General features: G+C 69.1%; 17 protein-coding genes and 1 other RNA gene. 13 read left to right on the top strand and 5 right to left on the bottom strand.

The features are described from left to right. Window positions 1-34: 34 nt before the first annotated feature. Both hflK and hflC read left to right on the top strand, forming a co-directional pair. Window positions 35-1,189: an FtsH protease activity modulator HflK gene (gene hflK, locus DJ019_RS15370; RefSeq protein WP_111276944.1), complete on the top strand. Its 1,155-nt coding sequence runs from the start codon at window positions 35-37 to the stop codon at window positions 1,187-1,189. Continuing rightward, entirely contained in the window at window positions 1,186-2,076 is an 891-nt protein-coding gene (hflC, locus tag DJ019_RS15365) for a protease modulator HflC (RefSeq protein WP_111276943.1), read from the top strand. The genes hflK and hflC overlap by 4 nt, the downstream gene beginning before the upstream one ends. Before the next feature lie 156 nt (window positions 2,077-2,232). On the opposite strand, the gene DJ019_RS15360 is transcribed toward hflC, so the two are convergent. Both DJ019_RS15360 and serB read right to left on the bottom strand, forming a co-directional pair. Beyond that, window positions 2,233-2,895, bottom strand: coding sequence for an HAD family hydrolase (locus DJ019_RS15360; RefSeq protein WP_111276942.1), 663 nt, complete (start codon window positions 2,893-2,895; stop codon window positions 2,233-2,235). Further along, a complete protein-coding gene (gene serB / locus DJ019_RS15355; RefSeq protein WP_111277100.1) occupies window positions 2,895-3,785 on the bottom strand; it encodes a phosphoserine phosphatase SerB in 891 nt (296 codons plus the stop codon). Before serB ends, DJ019_RS15360 begins: the two co-directional genes overlap by 1 nt. Here serB and miaA point away from each other — a divergent pair. The 3 genes from miaA to DJ019_RS15340 all read left to right on the top strand — a co-directional run bounded on the left by miaA (window position 3,784) and on the right by DJ019_RS15340 (window position 7,115). Beyond that, window positions 3,784-4,713, top strand: coding sequence for a tRNA (adenosine(37)-N6)-dimethylallyltransferase MiaA (gene miaA / locus DJ019_RS15350; protein WP_111276941.1), 930 nt, complete (start codon window positions 3,784-3,786; stop codon window positions 4,711-4,713). The genes serB and miaA overlap by 2 nt on opposite strands. Window positions 4,714-4,908: 195 nt before the next feature. Then, complete coding sequence (locus DJ019_RS15345) at window positions 4,909-6,699, top strand: acetolactate synthase 3 large subunit (RefSeq protein WP_111276940.1); 1,791 nt, start codon at window positions 4,909-4,911, stop codon at window positions 6,697-6,699. Continuing rightward, the gene (locus tag DJ019_RS15340; protein ID WP_111276939.1) at window positions 6,699-7,115 is read left to right on the top strand and encodes a GFA family protein; all 417 of its coding nucleotides are present in this window, start codon (window positions 6,699-6,701) and stop codon (window positions 7,113-7,115) included. The genes DJ019_RS15345 and DJ019_RS15340 overlap by 1 nt, the downstream gene beginning before the upstream one ends. A 92-nt stretch (window positions 7,116-7,207) precedes the next feature. Here DJ019_RS15340 and DJ019_RS15335 read toward each other — a convergent pair whose 3' ends face one another. Together DJ019_RS15335 and DJ019_RS21410 are read right to left on the bottom strand one after the other, a co-directional pair. Further along, a complete protein-coding gene (locus DJ019_RS15335) occupies window positions 7,208-9,394 on the bottom strand; it encodes a histidine kinase dimerization/phosphoacceptor domain -containing protein (protein ID WP_111276938.1) in 2,187 nt (728 codons plus the stop codon). Further along, window positions 9,354-9,941, bottom strand: a complete 588-nt coding sequence (locus tag DJ019_RS21410) for a biliverdin-producing heme oxygenase (protein WP_111276937.1) — start codon at window positions 9,939-9,941, stop codon at window positions 9,354-9,356. The genes DJ019_RS15335 and DJ019_RS21410 overlap by 41 nt, the downstream gene beginning before the upstream one ends. A 78-nt stretch (window positions 9,942-10,019) precedes the next feature. Between DJ019_RS21410 and ybaK the strand changes: the two genes are divergently transcribed. Next, window positions 10,020-10,490, top strand: coding sequence for a Cys-tRNA(Pro) deacylase (gene ybaK / locus DJ019_RS15325; protein ID WP_111276936.1), 471 nt, complete (start codon window positions 10,020-10,022; stop codon window positions 10,488-10,490). On the opposite strand, the gene DJ019_RS15320 is transcribed toward ybaK, so the two are convergent. Continuing rightward, window positions 10,487-10,801, bottom strand: coding sequence for a DUF6665 family protein (locus DJ019_RS15320; RefSeq protein WP_205854178.1), 315 nt, complete (start codon window positions 10,799-10,801; stop codon window positions 10,487-10,489). The genes ybaK and DJ019_RS15320 overlap by 4 nt on opposite strands. A gap of 99 nt (window positions 10,802-10,900) precedes the next feature. Here DJ019_RS15320 and ilvN point away from each other — a divergent pair, with 99 nt between their 5' ends. The 7 genes from ilvN to DJ019_RS15290 all read left to right on the top strand — a co-directional run bounded on the left by ilvN (window position 10,901) and on the right by DJ019_RS15290 (window position 17,115). Then, entirely contained in the window at window positions 10,901-11,449 is a 549-nt protein-coding gene (gene ilvN / locus DJ019_RS15315) for an acetolactate synthase small subunit (protein WP_111276935.1), read from the top strand. A gap of 60 nt (window positions 11,450-11,509) precedes the next feature. Further along, window positions 11,510-12,451, top strand: coding sequence for a hypothetical protein (locus tag DJ019_RS21015; protein ID WP_165844033.1), 942 nt, complete (start codon window positions 11,510-11,512; stop codon window positions 12,449-12,451). Beyond that, window positions 12,429-12,788, top strand: a transfer-messenger RNA (tmRNA) gene (gene ssrA / locus DJ019_RS15310). The genes DJ019_RS21015 and ssrA overlap by 23 nt, the downstream gene beginning before the upstream one ends. Before the next feature lie 472 nt (window positions 12,789-13,260). After that, on the top strand, window positions 13,261-13,716 hold the full coding sequence (locus DJ019_RS15305; protein WP_420849883.1) for an SspB family protein: 456 nt from the start codon (window positions 13,261-13,263) through the stop codon (window positions 13,714-13,716). A 3-nt stretch (window positions 13,717-13,719) separates the two neighbouring features. Beyond that, the gene (locus DJ019_RS15300) at window positions 13,720-14,190 is read left to right on the top strand and encodes a PaaI family thioesterase (RefSeq protein ID WP_111276933.1); all 471 of its coding nucleotides are present in this window, start codon (window positions 13,720-13,722) and stop codon (window positions 14,188-14,190) included. A gap of 10 nt (window positions 14,191-14,200) precedes the next feature. Beyond that, a complete protein-coding gene (locus tag DJ019_RS15295) occupies window positions 14,201-14,968 on the top strand; it encodes a C13 family peptidase (protein WP_111276932.1) in 768 nt (255 codons plus the stop codon). 104 nt (window positions 14,969-15,072) lie between these two features. Next, window positions 15,073-17,115 (top strand): serine hydrolase domain-containing protein, encoded by a 2,043-nt coding sequence (locus DJ019_RS15290; protein ID WP_111276931.1) that lies wholly within the window; start codon window positions 15,073-15,075, stop codon window positions 17,113-17,115. The last annotated feature ends 115 nt before the right edge of the window (window positions 17,116-17,230 follow it).

The following is a 17,230-nucleotide window of genomic DNA, read 5'->3' as shown; positions in this document are numbered from 1 at the left end:
AAGCGCCTGCCCGGAAGGACGACGCGAACCCTCGATGCCCCCCTGGAACGATAACGCCAACCCCGGCCCATGGGGTGCGCCCTCGGGCGGAGACGACAAACGCAATGGCCCGCGGCGGCCTCAGGGCGGCGGCCCCCGCCGGCCCGGCGGACCCGACTTCAACGCGGGCTTCGAGGATCTCAGTCGCCGCCTGCGCGACCTGTTCAACGGCCCCGGCGGCCAGCCGAAGCGCTCCGTCTGGATCGCGGTGGCAGGCGGCGCCGTGGGCCTCTGGGCGCTGTCCGGCTTCTATGTGGTCCAGCCCGCCGAACAGGCGATCGTGCTGACCTTCGGCGCCTATTCCCGGTCGGAGACGCCGGGTCTGCGCTACCATATCCCCGCGCCCATCGAGCGGGTCGAGAAGGTGCCCGTGACGTCCCTCAAGCGGACCGACGTTGGCGGATCGGGCGCCGAGGGCAACGCCGAAAGCCAGATGCTGACCGGCGACGGCCAGATCATCGACATCGATTTCAGCGTCACCTGGCGCGTCGCGGACGCCGCCCGCTACCTCTTCGCCACCCGCGATCCGGACGCCGCCGTCGCGGCCGTCGCCGAGAGCGCCATGCGCGAAGTGGTGGGCCGCACCCAGCTCCAGCCGATCATCTCCACGGGCCGCGGCCAGGTGCAGCAGCAGGCGCGCGACCTGATGCAGCGCACCCTCGACGCGTGGGGCTCCGGCATCAGCGTGGTCGAAGTGCAGATCCGCGAGGCGGGCCCGCCTCCGGAGGTGGTCGCCGCCTTCCGCGACGTGCAGAGCGCCTCGCAGGACGCCGAGTCCTTCGTCAACGAGGCGAACACCTATCGCAACCGCGTCGTGAACGAAGCCAAGGGCGACGCCGCCCGGATCACCCAGGCCTCCCAGGCGTACCGCGAACAGGCCGTGCGCGAAGCCATGGGCGAGGCCGCGCGCTTCAACCAGATCTATGCGGAATATCGCCGCGCGCCGGGCGTGACCCGCGACCGCCTCTACATCGAGACCATGCAGCGCATCCTGCAATCTTCGAACAAGGTGGTGATCGACGCCAAGGGCGCCAGCGCCCCGATCATCCTGCCCCCCGACGTCTTCCGGCAGAAGGCCGCGCCGGCCGCCGCGCCACAGACACAGGCCGCGCCCCAGCAGGCCCAGGCCCAGCCGAGGTCCGCCCAATGAGCCCGCGCGCCCTCGCTCTCGGCATCCTCGGCCTGCTGGCCGTGGTCCTCGTCTTCCAGACCTTCTACGTGGTCGACCAGCGCCAGCAGGTGATCGTGGTCGCCTTCGGCGATCCCGTGCGCGTCGTGAACCCGCCCGGGCGCAACGAGGCCGGCCTCAACATGAAGATTCCCTTCGTCGAGCAGATCCTCCGCCTCGACCGTCGGAACATCGCCATCGAGACCGCCAAGGAAGAGATCATCACCGCCGGCCAGGAGCGCCTGGTGGTGGACGCCTTCCTCCGCTACCGGATCTCGGACCCGCTGCAGTTCTACCGGACGCTGCGGGACGAGACGACCGCCGCCGACCGGATCGGCCGGCTGCTCAACTCGTCGCTGCGCCAGGTGCTCGGTTCGGCGACGGACTCCGACATCATCTCCAATCGCCGCAGCCAGCTCATGCAGCAGGCGAAGGCCGACATGATCCGTCGCGCCGAAGCATCGCGTCTCGGCATCCAGGTGATCGACGTCCGCATCAAGCGCGCCGACCTGCCGGACGCCAACCGCGAGTTCGTGTTCCGCCGCATGTCCACCGCCCGCCAGCAGGAAGCCGCCCAGCTCCGGGCCCAGGGCGAGCAGCGCAAGCGCGAGATCATCGCCGAGGCCGACCGCGAGGTCGCCATCACCCTGGCCACCGCCCGGGAGCAGGCTGGCCAGATCACCGGTGAAGGCGACGCCCAGCGCACGCGGATCTTCGCCAACAGCTTCGGGCGCGACCCGTCGTTCGCGGCGTTCTTCCGCTCGATGCAGGCCTATGAGCAGAGCTTCGCCGACGGGGAGACGACGATGGTGCTCTCGCCCGACAGCGCGTTCTTCCGCTACTTCGAGAAAGGGCCGACTGGCCGCTGAGCCCGCCCGCCGGAGCAAGTTGCAAATTACGCTTGTAGACTAAGAACTACTGTCGTAATTTTTGCCGGGCGACGTCTCCTCGCCGCCCGGCTGCACGGCCCCCCGGCCGCAGCACATTTGGCCCTTCCGTCCTCGGGGCGGAGGGGCCCTTTTCCCTCAGGACCCGCCCAGCCAGCCGCGCACCTCGTGCAGGTCCCGGGCGATGCGGACGCAGAGCGTCTCCATCTCCTCCGTCGGATCGAGCATGTCGGGCACCATCACCGTCATCATCCCGGCCGCCGAGGCCGCGCGGACCCCGTTGTGGCTGTCCTCGAGCGCCAGGCAGTCGGCCGGGTCGATCCCGAGGGCGGCGGCGGCCTTGAGGAACGGCTCGGGATGCGGCTTGCCGTTGGTCTGGACATCGCGGGTGATGAGGGCGTGGAAACGGTCCACGAGGCTGTGCGGCCCCAGGCTCGCCCGCACGCTCTCCAGGCTCGAGGAGGTGGCGATGGCGCGGGGCAGGCTGAGGAGGTCCAGATGGTCGAGGATCTCGGCGGCGCCTGCCTTGAGGGCGATGCCGGCCGCGAGCTCCTCGCGGAAGTGAGCACTGACGGCCTGCGACCACGCTTCAAGGTCGAAGCCCTGGCCGAAGTGCTCGATCACGATCAGGTCGCTGTGCGCGTGCTGCAGCCCGACCATCCGCTGGAAGGTGGCGAACGGCATCTCGCCGCCGATCGCCCCGGCCGCCCTCTGCATGGCGCGGAACACCACCGTCTCGGTGTCGACCAGCAGGCCGTCCATGTCGAAGACGACGGCCTTGGGCTGACGCGGCAGGGCCATCAGTCGCTCACGAACTCGTCGGCGCGGTAGCCCTGGAAGTAGAGCAAGGCGGTGAGGTCCGCGTGATCCACCTTGGCGTCCGCCTGCGCCGCCACGATGGGCTTGGCGCGATAGGCGACGCCGAGGCCGGCCACCTCGATCATGGCCAGATCGTTGGCGCCGTCGCCGATGGCCAGGGTCTCGTGCAGCGAGGCGCCGATCCCCTCGGCCTCCTCCAGCAGCGCCTTCAGCTTGGCCTCGCGGCCGAGGATCGGCTCGCCGACTTCGCCGGTCAGTTCGCCGCCAGCCTCGACAAGGGTGTTGGCCCGGTCGAGGTGGAAGCCAGCCGCCTCCGCCACGCGGCGGGTGAAGAAGGTGAAGCCGCCGGACACCAGCGCGCAGCGCGCGCCGTTGGCGGCCATCGTGCGCACCAGGGTCCGGGCGCCGGGATTCAGGCGGACGCGCTCGTCATAGGCCTGCTGCAGCGCCGTGACCGACAGCCCGCGCAACAGGGCGACGCGCTCTCGCAGCGCGGTCTCGAACTCCAGTTCGCCGCGCATGGCCCGCTCGGTGATGGCGGCGATGTGAGGCTTCAGGCCGGCGTAGTCCGCCAGCTCGTCCAGGCACTCGACGTTGATGATGGTCGAATCCATGTCCGCCACCAGCAGGCGCTTGCGGCGGCCGGCGGCCGGCTGCACGCACCAGTCCACCGGCATGTGGGCGGTTTCGCGCTCCACGATCCGGCGCGCATCCGCGGGATCGCCCAGCAGGGGCAGTTCGAAGGCCGCCTCGCCCAGAGGGCGGGGCGCCTTGACGGCCGCGCCGGCGGCTGCGAGCGCTGACTTCGCAGCGTCTGCGGCGGTGGCCGCCGAGGACGGATCGGGGCTGACGAGGGTGACGACGAGTTCCATGGAGCCCCGCATCTGGCTGATCGCCGGGCCCACCGCAAGCGGCAAGTCGGCCCTGGCGCTCCGCCTGGCCGAGGCGGTGGGAGGCGAGATCGTCAATGCCGACTCCATGCAGCTCTACGCCGGACTGCGCGTGCTGACCGCGGGCCCTGGACCGGAAGACCTCGTCCGGGCGCCGCACCACCTGTTCGGCGTCGCCGATCCCGCCGACGGATGGTCGGCCGGGCGCTGGCAGCGGGCGGCGCGGGCGGTCATCGACGACGTACGGGCCCGCGGCCGGCCAGCGATCGTCGTGGGAGGCACCGGCCTCTACTTCACCGCCCTGACCCGGGGGCTCTCCGAAATCCCGCCCGTCCCGGCCGAGGCGCGGACGGGCGCGGCGGCCGATTTCGACGCCATGGGAGAAGCCGCGTTCCGGGCCCGCCTTGCCGATGTCGATCCGACCGCCGCCGCGCGTATCGCGCCGGGCGACCGCCAGCGGCTATGCCGCGCCTGGGAGGTGTTCGCGGCCACGGGCCTGTCGCTCTCCAGCCACCAGGCCTCGGCCGAGGGCGCCCTGCCGGACGGGAGCTGGACGGCGGTGGCGCTGGAGCCAGCGCGTGAGGCGCTCTACGCGCGCTGTGACGCACGGCTCGTCGCCATGCTGGAGCAGGGGGCCCTGGACGAGGTGCGCGCCCTGGTCGCCCGCAACCTCGACCCGACGCTGCCTGCGATGAAGGCCGTGGGCGTGCGCGAGTTCGCCGCCTACCTGCGGGGAGAGACCACGCGTGACGCCGCCCTCGCGGCCGCGCAACAGGAGACGCGCCGCTACGCCAAGCGCCAGACGACCTGGATGCGAGGCCAGATGGCCGACTGGCCGCGCATCACCGCCTCGGACCACGAGTCGCAGTGGAGGCAGTTTCTTGCGCTCAACCCGGCCTTGACGCCCTGAGCGCGGCATGCGAAATGCCCAATCCGAACATTCGCGGGAAATCTCGTGCGCAACATTCTTGTACTCGTGGGGCGACCGTAACGGACTGACATGCTCGTCAGGACCGACCGGTCGCTCGTCCCAGGCCCCCCGCGGGCCTTTTTTATTGCCCTGAACCTCGTCCTCCAGCCCACCTTCCAAGCCCAGGCCAGACCCATGACCGCCCACCAGACGATCGAAGCCGAAACCACCACGATCTCAGGCGCCGAGATGGTGGTCCGCGCGCTCATCGATCAGGGCGTCGAGGTGCTGTTCGGCTATCCCGGCGGCGCGGTCCTGCCGATCTACGACGCCCTGTTCAGCGAGCCGCGGCTGCAGCACGTGCTGGTGCGCCACGAGCAGGGCGCCACGCACGCCGCCGAGGGCTACGCGCGGTCCACGGGCAAGCCCGGCGTGGTGCTGGTCACGTCCGGCCCCGGTGCGACGAACGCCGTCACCGGCATCGTCGACGCGCTGATGGATTCCATCCCGATGATCGTCATCACCGGCCAGGTCGCCACGCACCTGATCGGCACCGACGCGTTCCAGGAATGCGACACCATCGGCATCACCCGCCCGTGCACCAAGCACAACTACCTGGTGAAGGACATCGCCGACCTGCCGCGGATCCTGCACGAGGCCTTCCACATCGCCACCTCCGGCCGGCCGGGTCCGGTGGTGATCGACATCCCCAAGGACGTCCAGTTCGCCAAGGGCGCCTACCAGGGCCCGACCGAGGTCAAGCACGCCCACAACTACGCCCCGCGCACCAAGGGCGATCCCGGGAAGATCGCCGAGGCCGTCGCGCTGATCGCCAAGGCCAGGAAGCCGATCCTCTACACCGGCGGCGGCGTCATCAACGCCGGCCCCCGCGCGGCCGAGCTGCTGCGCGAGTTCGCCGAGCTGACGGGCGCGCCGGTCACCTCCACCCTGATGGGGCTGGGCGCCTTCCCGGCGTCTGACTCCAAGTGGCTGGGCATGCTCGGGATGCACGGATCGTTCGAGGCCAACAACGCCATGCACGACTGCGACGTGATGGTGGCGATCGGCGCGCGCTTCGACGACCGGGTCACCGGGCGGCTGGACGCCTTCGCGCCCACCTCGCGGAAGATCCACATCGACGTGGACCCCTCCTCGATCGGCAAGAACGTGCGCGCCGACATCGGCATCGTGGGTGACGCCGGCCAGGTGCTGGAGGACATGATCGCCGCCTGGAAGCAGCGCAACCTGAGTGTCGACGCCGCCGCCCTGAAGGCCTGGTGGACCCAGATCGACGCCTGGCGGGCCCGCAATTCCTTCGCCTACCGGCCCGACACCAAGCTGATCAAGCCGCAGTACGCCATCGAGCGCCTCTACGAGCTGACCAAGGACCACGATACCTACATCACCACCGAGGTGGGCCAGCACCAGATGTGGGCGGCCCAGTTCTACAAGTTCGAGAAGCCGAACCGCTGGATGACCTCCGGCGGCCTGGGCACCATGGGCTATGGCCTGCCGGCGGCGGTCGGCGTGCAGATGGCGCACCCGGACGCCCTGGTGATCGACATCGGCGGCGACGCCTCGGTCCAGATGACCATGCAGGAGATCTCGACGGCGGTGCAGTACGACCTGCCGATCAAGATCTTCATCCTCAACAACGAGTGGATGGGGATGGTCCGCCAATGGCAGCAGCTGCTGCACGGCGAGCGCTACAGCCACTCCTATTCGTCCAGCCTGCCCGACTTCGTGAAGCTGGCCGAGGCCTACGGCGGCGTGGGCTTCCGCGCCGAGCACCCCGACGAGCTGGACGACAAGATCCGCGAGATGATCAGCGTGAAGAAGCCGGTGATCTTCGATTGCCGGGTGACCAAGGAAGAGAACTGCTTCCCGATGATCCCCTCGGGCAAGGCGCACAACGAGATGATCATGGCCGAGGAAGCGCGAGACCTGGGCTCCATCATCGACGACGCCGGCAAGCGGCTGGTGTGATGCCGGAGAAGCGGAGCGGCGGCTGCCTCTGCGGCGCGGTACGCTATGAGGTCGTGGGCCCGCTCGCCCCGATCCAGCTCTGCCACTGCAGCCAGTGCCGCAAGGCCCAGGGCTCGGCGTTCGGGGCCAACATCCCCGTGGCGACCGCTTCGTTCCGGCTGTTGCAGGGCGAGGAGAGCCTGCGGGAGTTCCGCGCCACGCCCGGCAAGCGGCGGGTGTTCTGCGGCGCCTGCGGCAGCCCGATCTTCAGCCAGCGGGACGATGCGCCGGAGGTCCTGCGGATCCGTGCGGGAGGCCTCGACGACGACGCCGGGCTGGCGGTGGGGTTCCACATCTTCTCGGCCTCCCGTTCGGGGTGGGACCCGACAGACGACGCCCTTCCCGCCTATCCGGAGGGTGTGCCGATCCGAGCCTAGAGCGCGATCCGCCGAAGTGGCAAGATCACGATAAAAAACAATATGATGAGGCCGCAATCCTCCTTCGGAACCGCCTTGGACGGGGAAAGACTCTAGCCAGCGAGATCGACTACGGCGGCGGATACCGGCGCGGTCAGGATCGCCCGCAGACCTGGACCGTTGTCGGCCAGGGTGAGGTCGGCCCGGAGCTGGCGAACCATGGCGGCGATCATCCGACTACCGAAGCCCATGCCGTCACCGTGCTTGCCCCGACCGCGGTCGGCGACGATCACGCGAAGGTTGGCGTTGTGCTCCTCAAGGCTCACCTCGATGGGGCCGGGCCTGCCGTCATAGGCGTACTTGTTCGCGTTGATCACCAGTTCGGTGACCACAAGGCCCAGGGTGACGGCGCGATCGGTGGGCACGAGGATAGGGTGCGCGTCGACGCTGATCTTGCCGGCCCACTCCTCCCCCATGGAGTCGTTCATGTCGGCCACCAATTCCTCCAGGTAGCGCGCGAGATCGACCGTTTCGATCTGGTCGGCCCGGTACAGCCGCCGGTGCACAAGAGCCACGGCCTGGAGCCGGCGGCGCGCCTCCTCGAAGGCCACGTGCAGCGCCGGATCCCCGATTTCGCGGGCTTGCAGGCCGAGGAAACTCGACACCAGCTGCAGGCTGTTCTGGATCCGGTGGTTCACCTCCTTGATGAGCAGCTCCTTCTGCAGGAGGAGACCATCCTTCTCGCTTACGGCTTCGGAAAGCCGGAGGTTCAGATCGATCAGGCGGCGACGGCCGCGGGCATCGAGCACGCCCTCCCTGAGTCGCAACGCCGCATCGATCTCTGCCAGGGTCCACCGCCGTGCGCGGCCGCGCACCGTTTCCCGCCAGGCCTCGAACGACGAGCGGGGCGTCAGCACCTCTCCGGGGCCCAGGTCCACGGCCTTGTGCGGATTCCCTGCCCAGTTCACCACCTCGACCTGCTCTGCCCGGAACCACAGCACCAGGAATGGTTCGTCTCGCGAGACCACGAGGCCCAGTAGGCCACTGGCCACGTCCCGGAACGCCTCCGCGAGAGGATAGACCTCGGACAGCCGATCGGTCGCCACCGGCTCCGGGCCCTGTCGCACAATCCAGTCGGCCAGTGCTTCGATCTCGTCCACCGGCGGGTGCGCGCCCGACAGGTGCAGCGCCGACCCGCTGACGATCGCGACGCCATCAGCGCTCAAGGCGCGCTGGAGTTCGGCTGCCCCCGACGTGAGGTTGGACTCAATGCCGCCGGCCGCCGAGAAGCGGGCGATGACTTCCTCCTCGAGCCCCCGAAGGCGGATCTTTTCACGGAAGCTTTCCGCCTCCTCCTTGGCCCGAACCTGCCGCGCCAGCGCGCCGGCCAGGGCGCGGGCCCCTGCGCGAAGGTCATACGGCATCAGCTTCGGCTGGCGGTGATGACAGGCGACCAAGCCCCACAGTAGCCCGTCCTTCACGATCGACACAGAGGCGGAGGCGCCGACGCCCATGTTGCGCAGGTACTGCATGTGCACCGGCGAGACCGACCGCAGCGCGCAGTCGCTCATGTCGAGAGGGACCGCGCCCGACCAGGCTGGCTGAAGCGGCGCGGGGACATAGGCGACGTCGGGGATGACGCGGACGAGATTGCGGACGTAGAGGGCGCGCGCCTGGGCAGGAATGTCCGATCCGGGGAAGTGATGGTTCAGGAACGAAGGCATGCCCTCGGCCACATCCTCCGCCATCACCGCTCCCGCGTCGTCATCCAGGAAGCGATAGATCATCACCCGGTCAAAGCCGGTAAGGCGACGGAATTCGATAGCCGCGCGATCGCAAAGGGCTTGCAGGTTCGACGTTCGCTCGAAGGCGGCGATGGCGCTTTCGAGCTGCCCGAGCAGCGCGGACGCGGGAAGGGCCGTCGCCAGCCCGGGTTCCACTTCGACGACCAGGCGTTCACCATCGAGGTGGGCCGCGACGTCCAGATCCAGGCCCGCGTCCGCAAACCTGCCCACGTATCCCCCGGCCCCGCCTGATTGGGTTAGGCGGGCCACACGATCCGCGAGCGGGTCGGTCAGCACCTCTCCCAAGGTGCGCCCGATCCAGCGCTCACGGCCAAGGAGGCGCGCGATATCGCCGGCGGCATGGGTGATCTCATGCGTGGTCCGGTCGGCGATCAGCATCGCCCCATGCGGCTGGATCGAGCCGGGGATGTGGATGGGTTCCCGCGCGCACGCGTCCAGGTCCAGGTCCAGGTTCTCAGACAACGGCCGCCTCCTGCGCCAGGCAGGACTCGGCATAGGCGAACGCCGCACGCGCGCCCGCCACCATTGGATCGATGTCCGCCTCCCGTCCCACAACGGCGAGGAAGGCTCGCCATCGCACGGCGAGAGCGTCGCCATAGGGGTCCAGGAAGCTCAGTCCCGCCAGGTCGCCCCCCTGTTGCAGTACGGCTTTGCGGATCACCTTGCCCCCCAACGCGGAACCCTCGAGCACATAGAGTTGCCCGAGAGCCTCGCCTCGGCCGTTTGCGATCGGGGCGTCCGACACCGCCTGGGCCCGACCGCCAACCACACCCAGGTCCGCCTCCAGCAGCACGGTTCGACGACGGGCATCGAAGTCGAGGGCATGATCGCCCGCAAGCCAGACCGCGATGCCGTCTTCCAGCCCCGCATGGAGGCGGTGAAAGCCCGCCACGACTTCGCGGCGCCCTCGTGGCGTGAGCAGTCGGCCGATCACGTCGGTGCGCCGCTCCAGGGCTTCGTGCTGCGACTGCGTCGCCTCGCGCAGACGGCGATGCGCCCCGCTATCGCCAGCGGGCTTGTCGTTCGGTCGGATGGGCGACAAAGAGGCTTTCCCGGGCCACAAACGCCCACGATGCCGATGAAATCAGGGCGTCTCGCCCACTGCAAGCGTAGCCATGAAATGAGCCGGTCCACCCCCGCCACGAAGGCTCTAGACAAGGCCGGCATGGCCTATGCCCTCGAGGCCTACGACTATGACCCCAGCGCTGAGCGGGTCGGGCTGCAGGCCGCCGAAGCGCTCGGTGCGCCGCCCCGAGAAGTCCTCAAGACCCTCATGGTGCTGGTCGACGGCAAGCCCGCCTGCGTGGTGCTGGCGTCCGACCGCGAGGTGTCGATGAAGCGGCTCGCCGTCGCCCTCGGGGCCCGGTCAGCGGAGATGATGAAGCCTGCGGACGCCGAGCGCGTGACGGGCTATCGCGTGGGCGGCGTCAGCCCGTTCGGACAGAAGAAAGCAGTTCCGACCGTCGTCGACGCAGACGCCGCCGCGCTTGCCGAGGCGTTCGTGAATGCAGGCCAGCGCGGTCTGCAGGCGCGCCTCCGACCTTCCGACCTTGTGAAACTCCTCGGCGCGACGGTCGCCCCGATCTCCTAGAAGGCGCCCAGGCGAGCGAGGACCTCCCGAGGGATGCCATATTCGCTGATGATCGCCTTGCGGTCGCGGAGGCCAAGGACTTCGCGCTGGACGAAGTAGCTCCACACCGCGTCCGCCGCCGCCTTGAGCGCGGCATTGCGGCCCTCGCCTTCGCGGTGCTGATCCAACGTGGCGAGCGCCGCCTCCACCTTCCGGCCCGCTCGCCCCAGCGACTGCGCCTGCTCCTCCATCAGTTCGTAGCGCAGCACCGCATCGCCGGCCTCCAGGCCGTTGCGTGGGGTCAGGCTCTGCGGGAGGCGGAGTGACGACATAGGCCGAATGTTGGACGCCGGGCCGGGGAAGGCAAGCGAGGGGCGCTTGCAGCGCACATGCACCTGTGACACGTGACGCGAACTATTCGAGGACGCCCCATGACCGACGCCCAGCCCGCTTCCGTCTACGACCTGGCCCACGCCGACCAGCCGGAGAGCCGCGCGACCTTCGCGGTGCTGGTGGACAATGAGCCGGGGGTTCTGCACCGCGTGGTGGGGCTGTTCGCAGCCCGGGGCTACAACATCGACAGCCTGACCGTCGCCGAGACGGACGAGAAGGCCCACACCAGCCGGATCACCATCGTCACGCGCGGCACGCCGCAGGTGCTGGCCCAGATCGAGGCCCAGCTGCAGAAGATGGTCTCGACCCGGCATGTGCAGGACGTGACCCGAGATCCCAACGGCATCGAGCGCGAGCTGGCCCTGGTGAAGGTGCGCGGCTCGGGCGCCGAGCGGGTCGAGGCGCTGCGGGTGTCGGACATCTTCCGCGCCAAGGTCATCGACACCACCCACGAGAGCTTCGTGTTCGAGCTGACCGGCGCCTCGTCCAAGATCGACAAATTCGTGGACCTGATGCGGCCGCTGGGCCTGGTCGAAGTCTCGCGCACCGGCGTCCTGTCGCTGCAGCGGGGCGTCGAGGTCTTCTAGGCGCGGGCGACGGCCAAGCCGCGCCACGGAACCGGCGCAAAGCGGTCGCTCTTTCACGGCGTGTCGCTGCGCATCCCCATCGCCGTGCTGATCGCCCTCGCCTTGGCGGCGCCGGCGAGCGCGCAGATTCCGCTGATCATCCCATTCCCCGTGAAGCCCCGCGCGCCTGCGGGGCCGCCGGCGAACCTCCCCGCGCACGAAGCTGAAATCTGGCCCTACCCGCCGCCGGACCCGAAGAGCTGGTGGGAGGACAAGCGCCCCAAGCCGGCAGAGGCCTCGGATCCCCTGGGTGGTCGAAAACTGCGCCGCGGCGAGCGGCTGGCCGTCCCGGACAACGGGGTCGACGCCTCGACCTACCGCCTCTGGGCCCTGATGCCGCTGCAGTGGCAATTGGTACGTGGCGAGGAGATGATCCTCGAGGTCTGGACGCGGCCGGCCAGCAGCGTGCGGCAGACCGTCACGCGCGTGACCGTGAGGAGCGATGGCAAGGCGTTCGTGCAGGCGCGCGCGGGGCTTGCCTGCTGCGACGCGTCGATCGGCCGCCGCCTGGGGTTCGATGCGGAACTGCCCGATGGCGCAGCCCAGCGGTTCCGCGCCTTGCGCGACCTGCCGATATGGCGCTCGCCGCGCGACGTGCGGGTGGCGCAGCCGGGCATGGCCGATGCGCTGTGCGTCGAGGGCACCGGCTATGACGTCACCCTGCTGACCTCGGCCCGCGCAGTGACCCTGCATCGGGCCTGCGATCCCGCCGAAGTGGGCGAGATCGCGGACGTGCTCGAGTCCGTGCTGGGCGCGGCGATGGGCCACGACCCGCGCTTCGACGTCATCTTTCCGCGTGGCGTGGACTTTAAGGGCGCCCGCGCGGCCCACCAGGAGCTGATCGCCTCGGGCGGCCGGCTGAAGCCGAACCCGGACGCGCGCCGCCCGCCCGCCGGTCATGAACCGGCGCCCGAGGCGGATGAGCGACCCGCGGCGCTGGGTCCTTCAAATCCTGAACCATAGCGCCTATATGTGAGGGGTCGGGTTCGCCCGACTATGGAGATAAACGCGCGTATAATAAGCGGACTGGACCCGGGTGCGATTCCCGGCGGCTCCACCAATCTTCGCCGGGTTATCGCCGGGCAAGCACGGGGCCGATCAGCATCGACAGACGTGTAAAGGCGTTGCTTTCTCTCGGCCTGACCCACCGTTCCGGGTCTTAAACTAAATGCGAACGATAACTTCGCTGAGGAAGTTCGCCTGGCTGCGTAATGCGGTCCGGTAACATCCGAACCAAGTCCTAGGGGTTCAGATCCTTAGGCGGGGCCCGGAGGGCGCCTGGCAACAGAAGCCCTCCACTTTCCCCTTGAGCTGACTGGCGCCCTCCTCCTTCAAGAGGAGACATTGGGGGCGCCTGGCAACAGAAGCCCTCCACTTTCCCCTTGAGCTGACTGGCGCCCTCCTCCTTCAAGAGGAGACATTGGGGGCGCCTGGCAACAGAAGCCCTCCACTTTCCCCTTGAGCTGACTGGCGCCCGGGGGCGCCTGGCAACAGAAGCCCTCCACTTTCCCCTTGAGCTGACTGGCGCCCTCCTCCTTCAAGAGGAGACATTGGGGGCGCCTGGCAACAGAAGCCCTCCACTTTCCCCTTGAGCTGACTGGCGCCCTCCTCCTTCCCTTCCGGCGAACGACTCCGGCCTCCACTTTTATTGCGCACAATCGATCCGGGCGCCGCCGGCGAGCCTTGCGCCGGCGCGGCCACGCGTTACCTTTAACCGGTACCAGTTCGCATCGGAGTGTCGTGTGGCCCAGGATCCGCCGGTCCAGGATCTGATGAACTACGAGGCCCTGGCGCAGGATGCGCTCCGGGGCGTCGCCAAGGCCGCGCTCAAGCGCGCCGCCTCGCCCGAGGGCCTGCCCGGCTCGCACCACTTCTACATCACGTTCAAGACCGATGCCGCCGGCGTGTCCGGCCCGAACGACCTGCTTTCGAAGTATCCGGACGAGATGACGATCGTCCTGCAGCACCAGTATTGGGATCTCGCGCCCGGCGAGACCTTCTTCTCGGTGACGCTGCAGTTCGGCGGTCAGCCGAAGCGGCTGTCGATCCCCTATGGCGCCATCACGCGCTTCTATGACCCGTCGGTGCAGTTCCTGCTGCAGTTCGAGCCGCCGCCGGCCGCGCCCCCCGAAGCCAAGGCCGCGCCCGTCGCGGAGGCCAAGCCTGCCGAAGCCGCGCCGAAGGGCGAGGCCACCATCGTTTCGCTTGATCAGTTCCGGAAGAAGTAGCGCATGACCGACGTCGCGAGTCCCGAGCCGGAGACGCTCACCGACGAGGCCATCCTCCAACGCTTCCTCCGCACCAAGAACCAGCCGACCGGATCCCAGACCCTCGGCTTCCGGATGGTGTCGGTCTGCCAGGCCGATCGTTCGGTCGAGGTGGAGTTCGACGCCAAGGCCGAGCTGCTGCTCAATCCCATGAAGCAGATCCAGGGCGGCTATCTCTGCGCCATGCTGGACGAAGCCATGAGCGTCGCCTGCATGGTCGCCTCTGGCATGACGGCCGTGGCCCCGACCCTGGAGATGAAGACCAGCTTCTTCCGCCCCGGACAGCCAGGGAAGATCCGCGGGGTCGGCAAGGTGGTGAAGTGGGGCCGCCAGATCGCCTTCACCGAGGGCGAACTCTACGACCCCGAAGGCCGGCTGTTGGCCAAGGCGACCGGAACCGCGATGCCGACGCCGTTCGCCAACTACAAGAAGTAGCAGGGCGGCGATGGCGGCCCGGCTCCTCTCGCTGATCGCAGCCCTCTGGCTCGCGACGGCGGGCGGAGCGGCGGCGGCGTCCCCGTTCGCCGACTGGTCGGCGGTCGTGGTGGCAGGAGACTGGCACGCCAGCGACGGTGGCGAGACCGAAGGCTTCGACAACGCCCGACGCGATGTGACGGCCGCCCTCGCCCGCGCTGGCTTCCAGCCGGACAACATCCGTCAGTTCTCGACCAGGCCCGAGCGCTACCGCGACTCCCAGCCGGGCAAGGCTGAGCTAAGGGGCATCTACGGCGCGCTGTCGGAACTTTCGGCGCGCACGGCAGGCGGCTGCCTCTTCTACCTGACCTCGCACGGCCTGCCGCAGGGCGCCCAGGTGGACCAGGCGATCCTGCGCCCTGGCCTGCTCGCCAACATGCTGGACCAGACATGCGGCCGGCGGCCGACGGTGGTGGTGATCTCGGCCTGCTTCTCGGGCGTGTTCGTCCCAACGCTCGCGCGGCCCAATCGGATGGTGGTGACGGCCGCCCGCCCCGACCGCACGTCCTTCGGGTGCGGTCAGGCCAACAAGTATCCCTATTTCGACGACTGCTTCCTGTCGTCGATGCCCGGATCCCGGGACTTCGGCGGCCTGGCGGCGGCGACCCGCGAATGTGTCCGCCGGCGCGAAGTCGCCGAGAAGATGAGCCCGCCGTCCGAGCCGCAGATCTGGGTGGGCGCCGAACTGCGCCCCATGCTGCCGCTCTATGCGTTCGAGCGCGCCGAACGGACCGATTGAACCCGCGCCAAAAGGGACGTCGACTTCCCACGTCTTCGCGGCGCGTGTCCGACTCAGCCGAGGTGCTATGGTGACCGATTAAGGCGCAGGGCAACGGAGCAACGATGCGGAGCCTCGGCAAGGCGATCCTGTTCGCACTGGCGATCTTGGCGGCGGCGCCCGCTGCGGCCCAGGACACCGGTGCGGCCCCGGCCCCAGACAGCCGCGCTCAGGCCACCAATCCGGCGCCCCCTTCCACCCTGTCTCCTGCCCCGACCGCGGTGGCGGCGCCCGGGGTCACCCCACTGGACCCGGTCCGCCTGGAAGCCTTCGTCGACGGCTGGATGACCGACGCCATGAACCGGGCCCACGTGGCCGGCGCCTCGGTCGCGGTGGTCCAGAACGGACAGGTGGTGCTGAAGAAGGGCTACGGCTTCGCCGACCTCAATCCCAGACGCCCGGTGGATCCGGATCGGACTCTCTTCCGCATCGGCTCCGTCTCGAAGACCTTCACCTGGATTCTCGTGATGAAGGAGGTCGAGGCCGGCCGCATACGCCTCGACCGGCCCATCAACCTCTACCTGCCCGAGAAGGTCCGCCTGCCAGGCCGGCTTCGCGAGGTGACCGTCCGCAACCTCATGGAGCACACGCCAGGCCTAGAGGATCGGGCGCTGGGCCAACTCTTCGAGAACGACCCTCGGCGCGTCCGTCCCCTGGACCTCTACCTGCGGCAGGAGCGTCCAGGACGCGACCGCTCGCCCGGGATCCTCTCCAGCTACTCCAACTATGGCGTCGGGCTTGCGGGGGCCGCCGTGGCGCTGGGCGAGGGCAAGTCCTTCGAGCGCCTTGTCGAGGAAGACATCACCCTGCCCCTCGGCATGCGCTACACCACGTTCCGCGAACCCCGCCCCGAACGGCGGGGACTCCCGGCGGCCATGCCGGCGGCGCTGCGCCCACACGTCTCCGCCGGCTTCGGATGGCGGACGGCCGGCTTCGTGGAGAACGACTACGAATACATCGGGCATATCGCGCCGGCCGGCTCGGCGTCCTCCACCGCGGGCGACATGTCGCGCTACATGCTGATGCTGCTGGGCGATGGGAGCTGGAACGGCGCCACGGTCTTCGGCCCCGTGGCGGCCCGTGCGTTCCGCAGCCCGCTTCGGCAGACCACCGACGGGATGAACGGCTGGGCTCACGGGTTCATCGTCTATGATCTCCCCGGCGGCCACAAAGGCTATGGTCACGACGGAGCCACCATCGCCTTCCACACCAAGATGGTGGTCGTGCCCGACCTGGGGCTCGGCGTCTTCATCACGACGAACAGCGAGAACGGACACCGGCTGTCACGCGCCTTCCCCGATGCCGTGGTCCAGCACTTCTACGCCCAGCCCCAGACGTTCCCGCGCCCGCCTTCCCGGGAGCTTGGCCAATCGGCCGACATGTTCACCGGGTCCTATCTGACCACCCGCCGCGCCAACGGCGGCCTGGAGGGTTTTGTCGGGCTGCTGGTCGGCGCCAGCGAAGTCGTGGTCCAGGGCGGCCGGCTCCTGACCGGGCAGGGCGGCGAGGTGAAGTCCTGGGTTCCCGACGGCCCCCTCGCCCAGGGACGCTTCATCGCCACCACCGGCAATGAGCGCCTGTTCTTCCGCCTCGAGGATGGCCGCGCGGTCAGCTACCGCGACGAAATGAACGCCTTCACGATGAAGCGCGCGGCGCTGACCGAGCGTGCGTCGATCCTGGCCCTGGGAGCGGGGCTTACCGTGTTCGCCGCGGTGGCGACCTTTGCCGGCCTAGCGCTCCGGAACCGGCGCGAGCTTCGCCAGAACCAGATCCAGGCCCGCGCCTCGATGGTCCAGACCATGCAGGCCGGCCTGTGGATCGCCGCGTTCGGCCTGTTCGCGGCCTTCGCCGACCAGGCGCTGGACATCCAGAAGGTGATGTACGGCTGGCCAGGCCCCCTGCTGATCGCGGCGTCCGCGTGCGCCCTGGTGGCGGCGGCCCTCACTTTGGTCACCATCGCGGCCCTGCCGGCGGTGTGGCAGGGCGGCCGGCGGGTCGATTCCTGGACGGCGCCGCGAAAGACCTTCTTCACGCTCACCGTGCTCATCTACGCCCTGTTCTCGGTGCTGCTGGCCATGAACGGCGCCCTGGAACCCTGGAGCCGATGAGCCCCCGCAAGGGCCCCTGCGACAGGATGGCCCAGGCCGGGCACGGCAAAGCTTAAACGCGGCCTTAACCAAGGACTGGGTAAATCCTGCCTACCTGAGGGGCGGGACCGCATTG

This window comes from Phenylobacterium kunshanense (assembly GCF_003254525.1).
Classification (GTDB): domain Bacteria; phylum Pseudomonadota; class Alphaproteobacteria; order Caulobacterales; family Caulobacteraceae; genus Phenylobacterium; species Phenylobacterium kunshanense.
The sequence above is the reverse complement of the archived record's forward strand: the minus strand, read 5'-3'. Positions and strand labels throughout refer to the sequence as shown.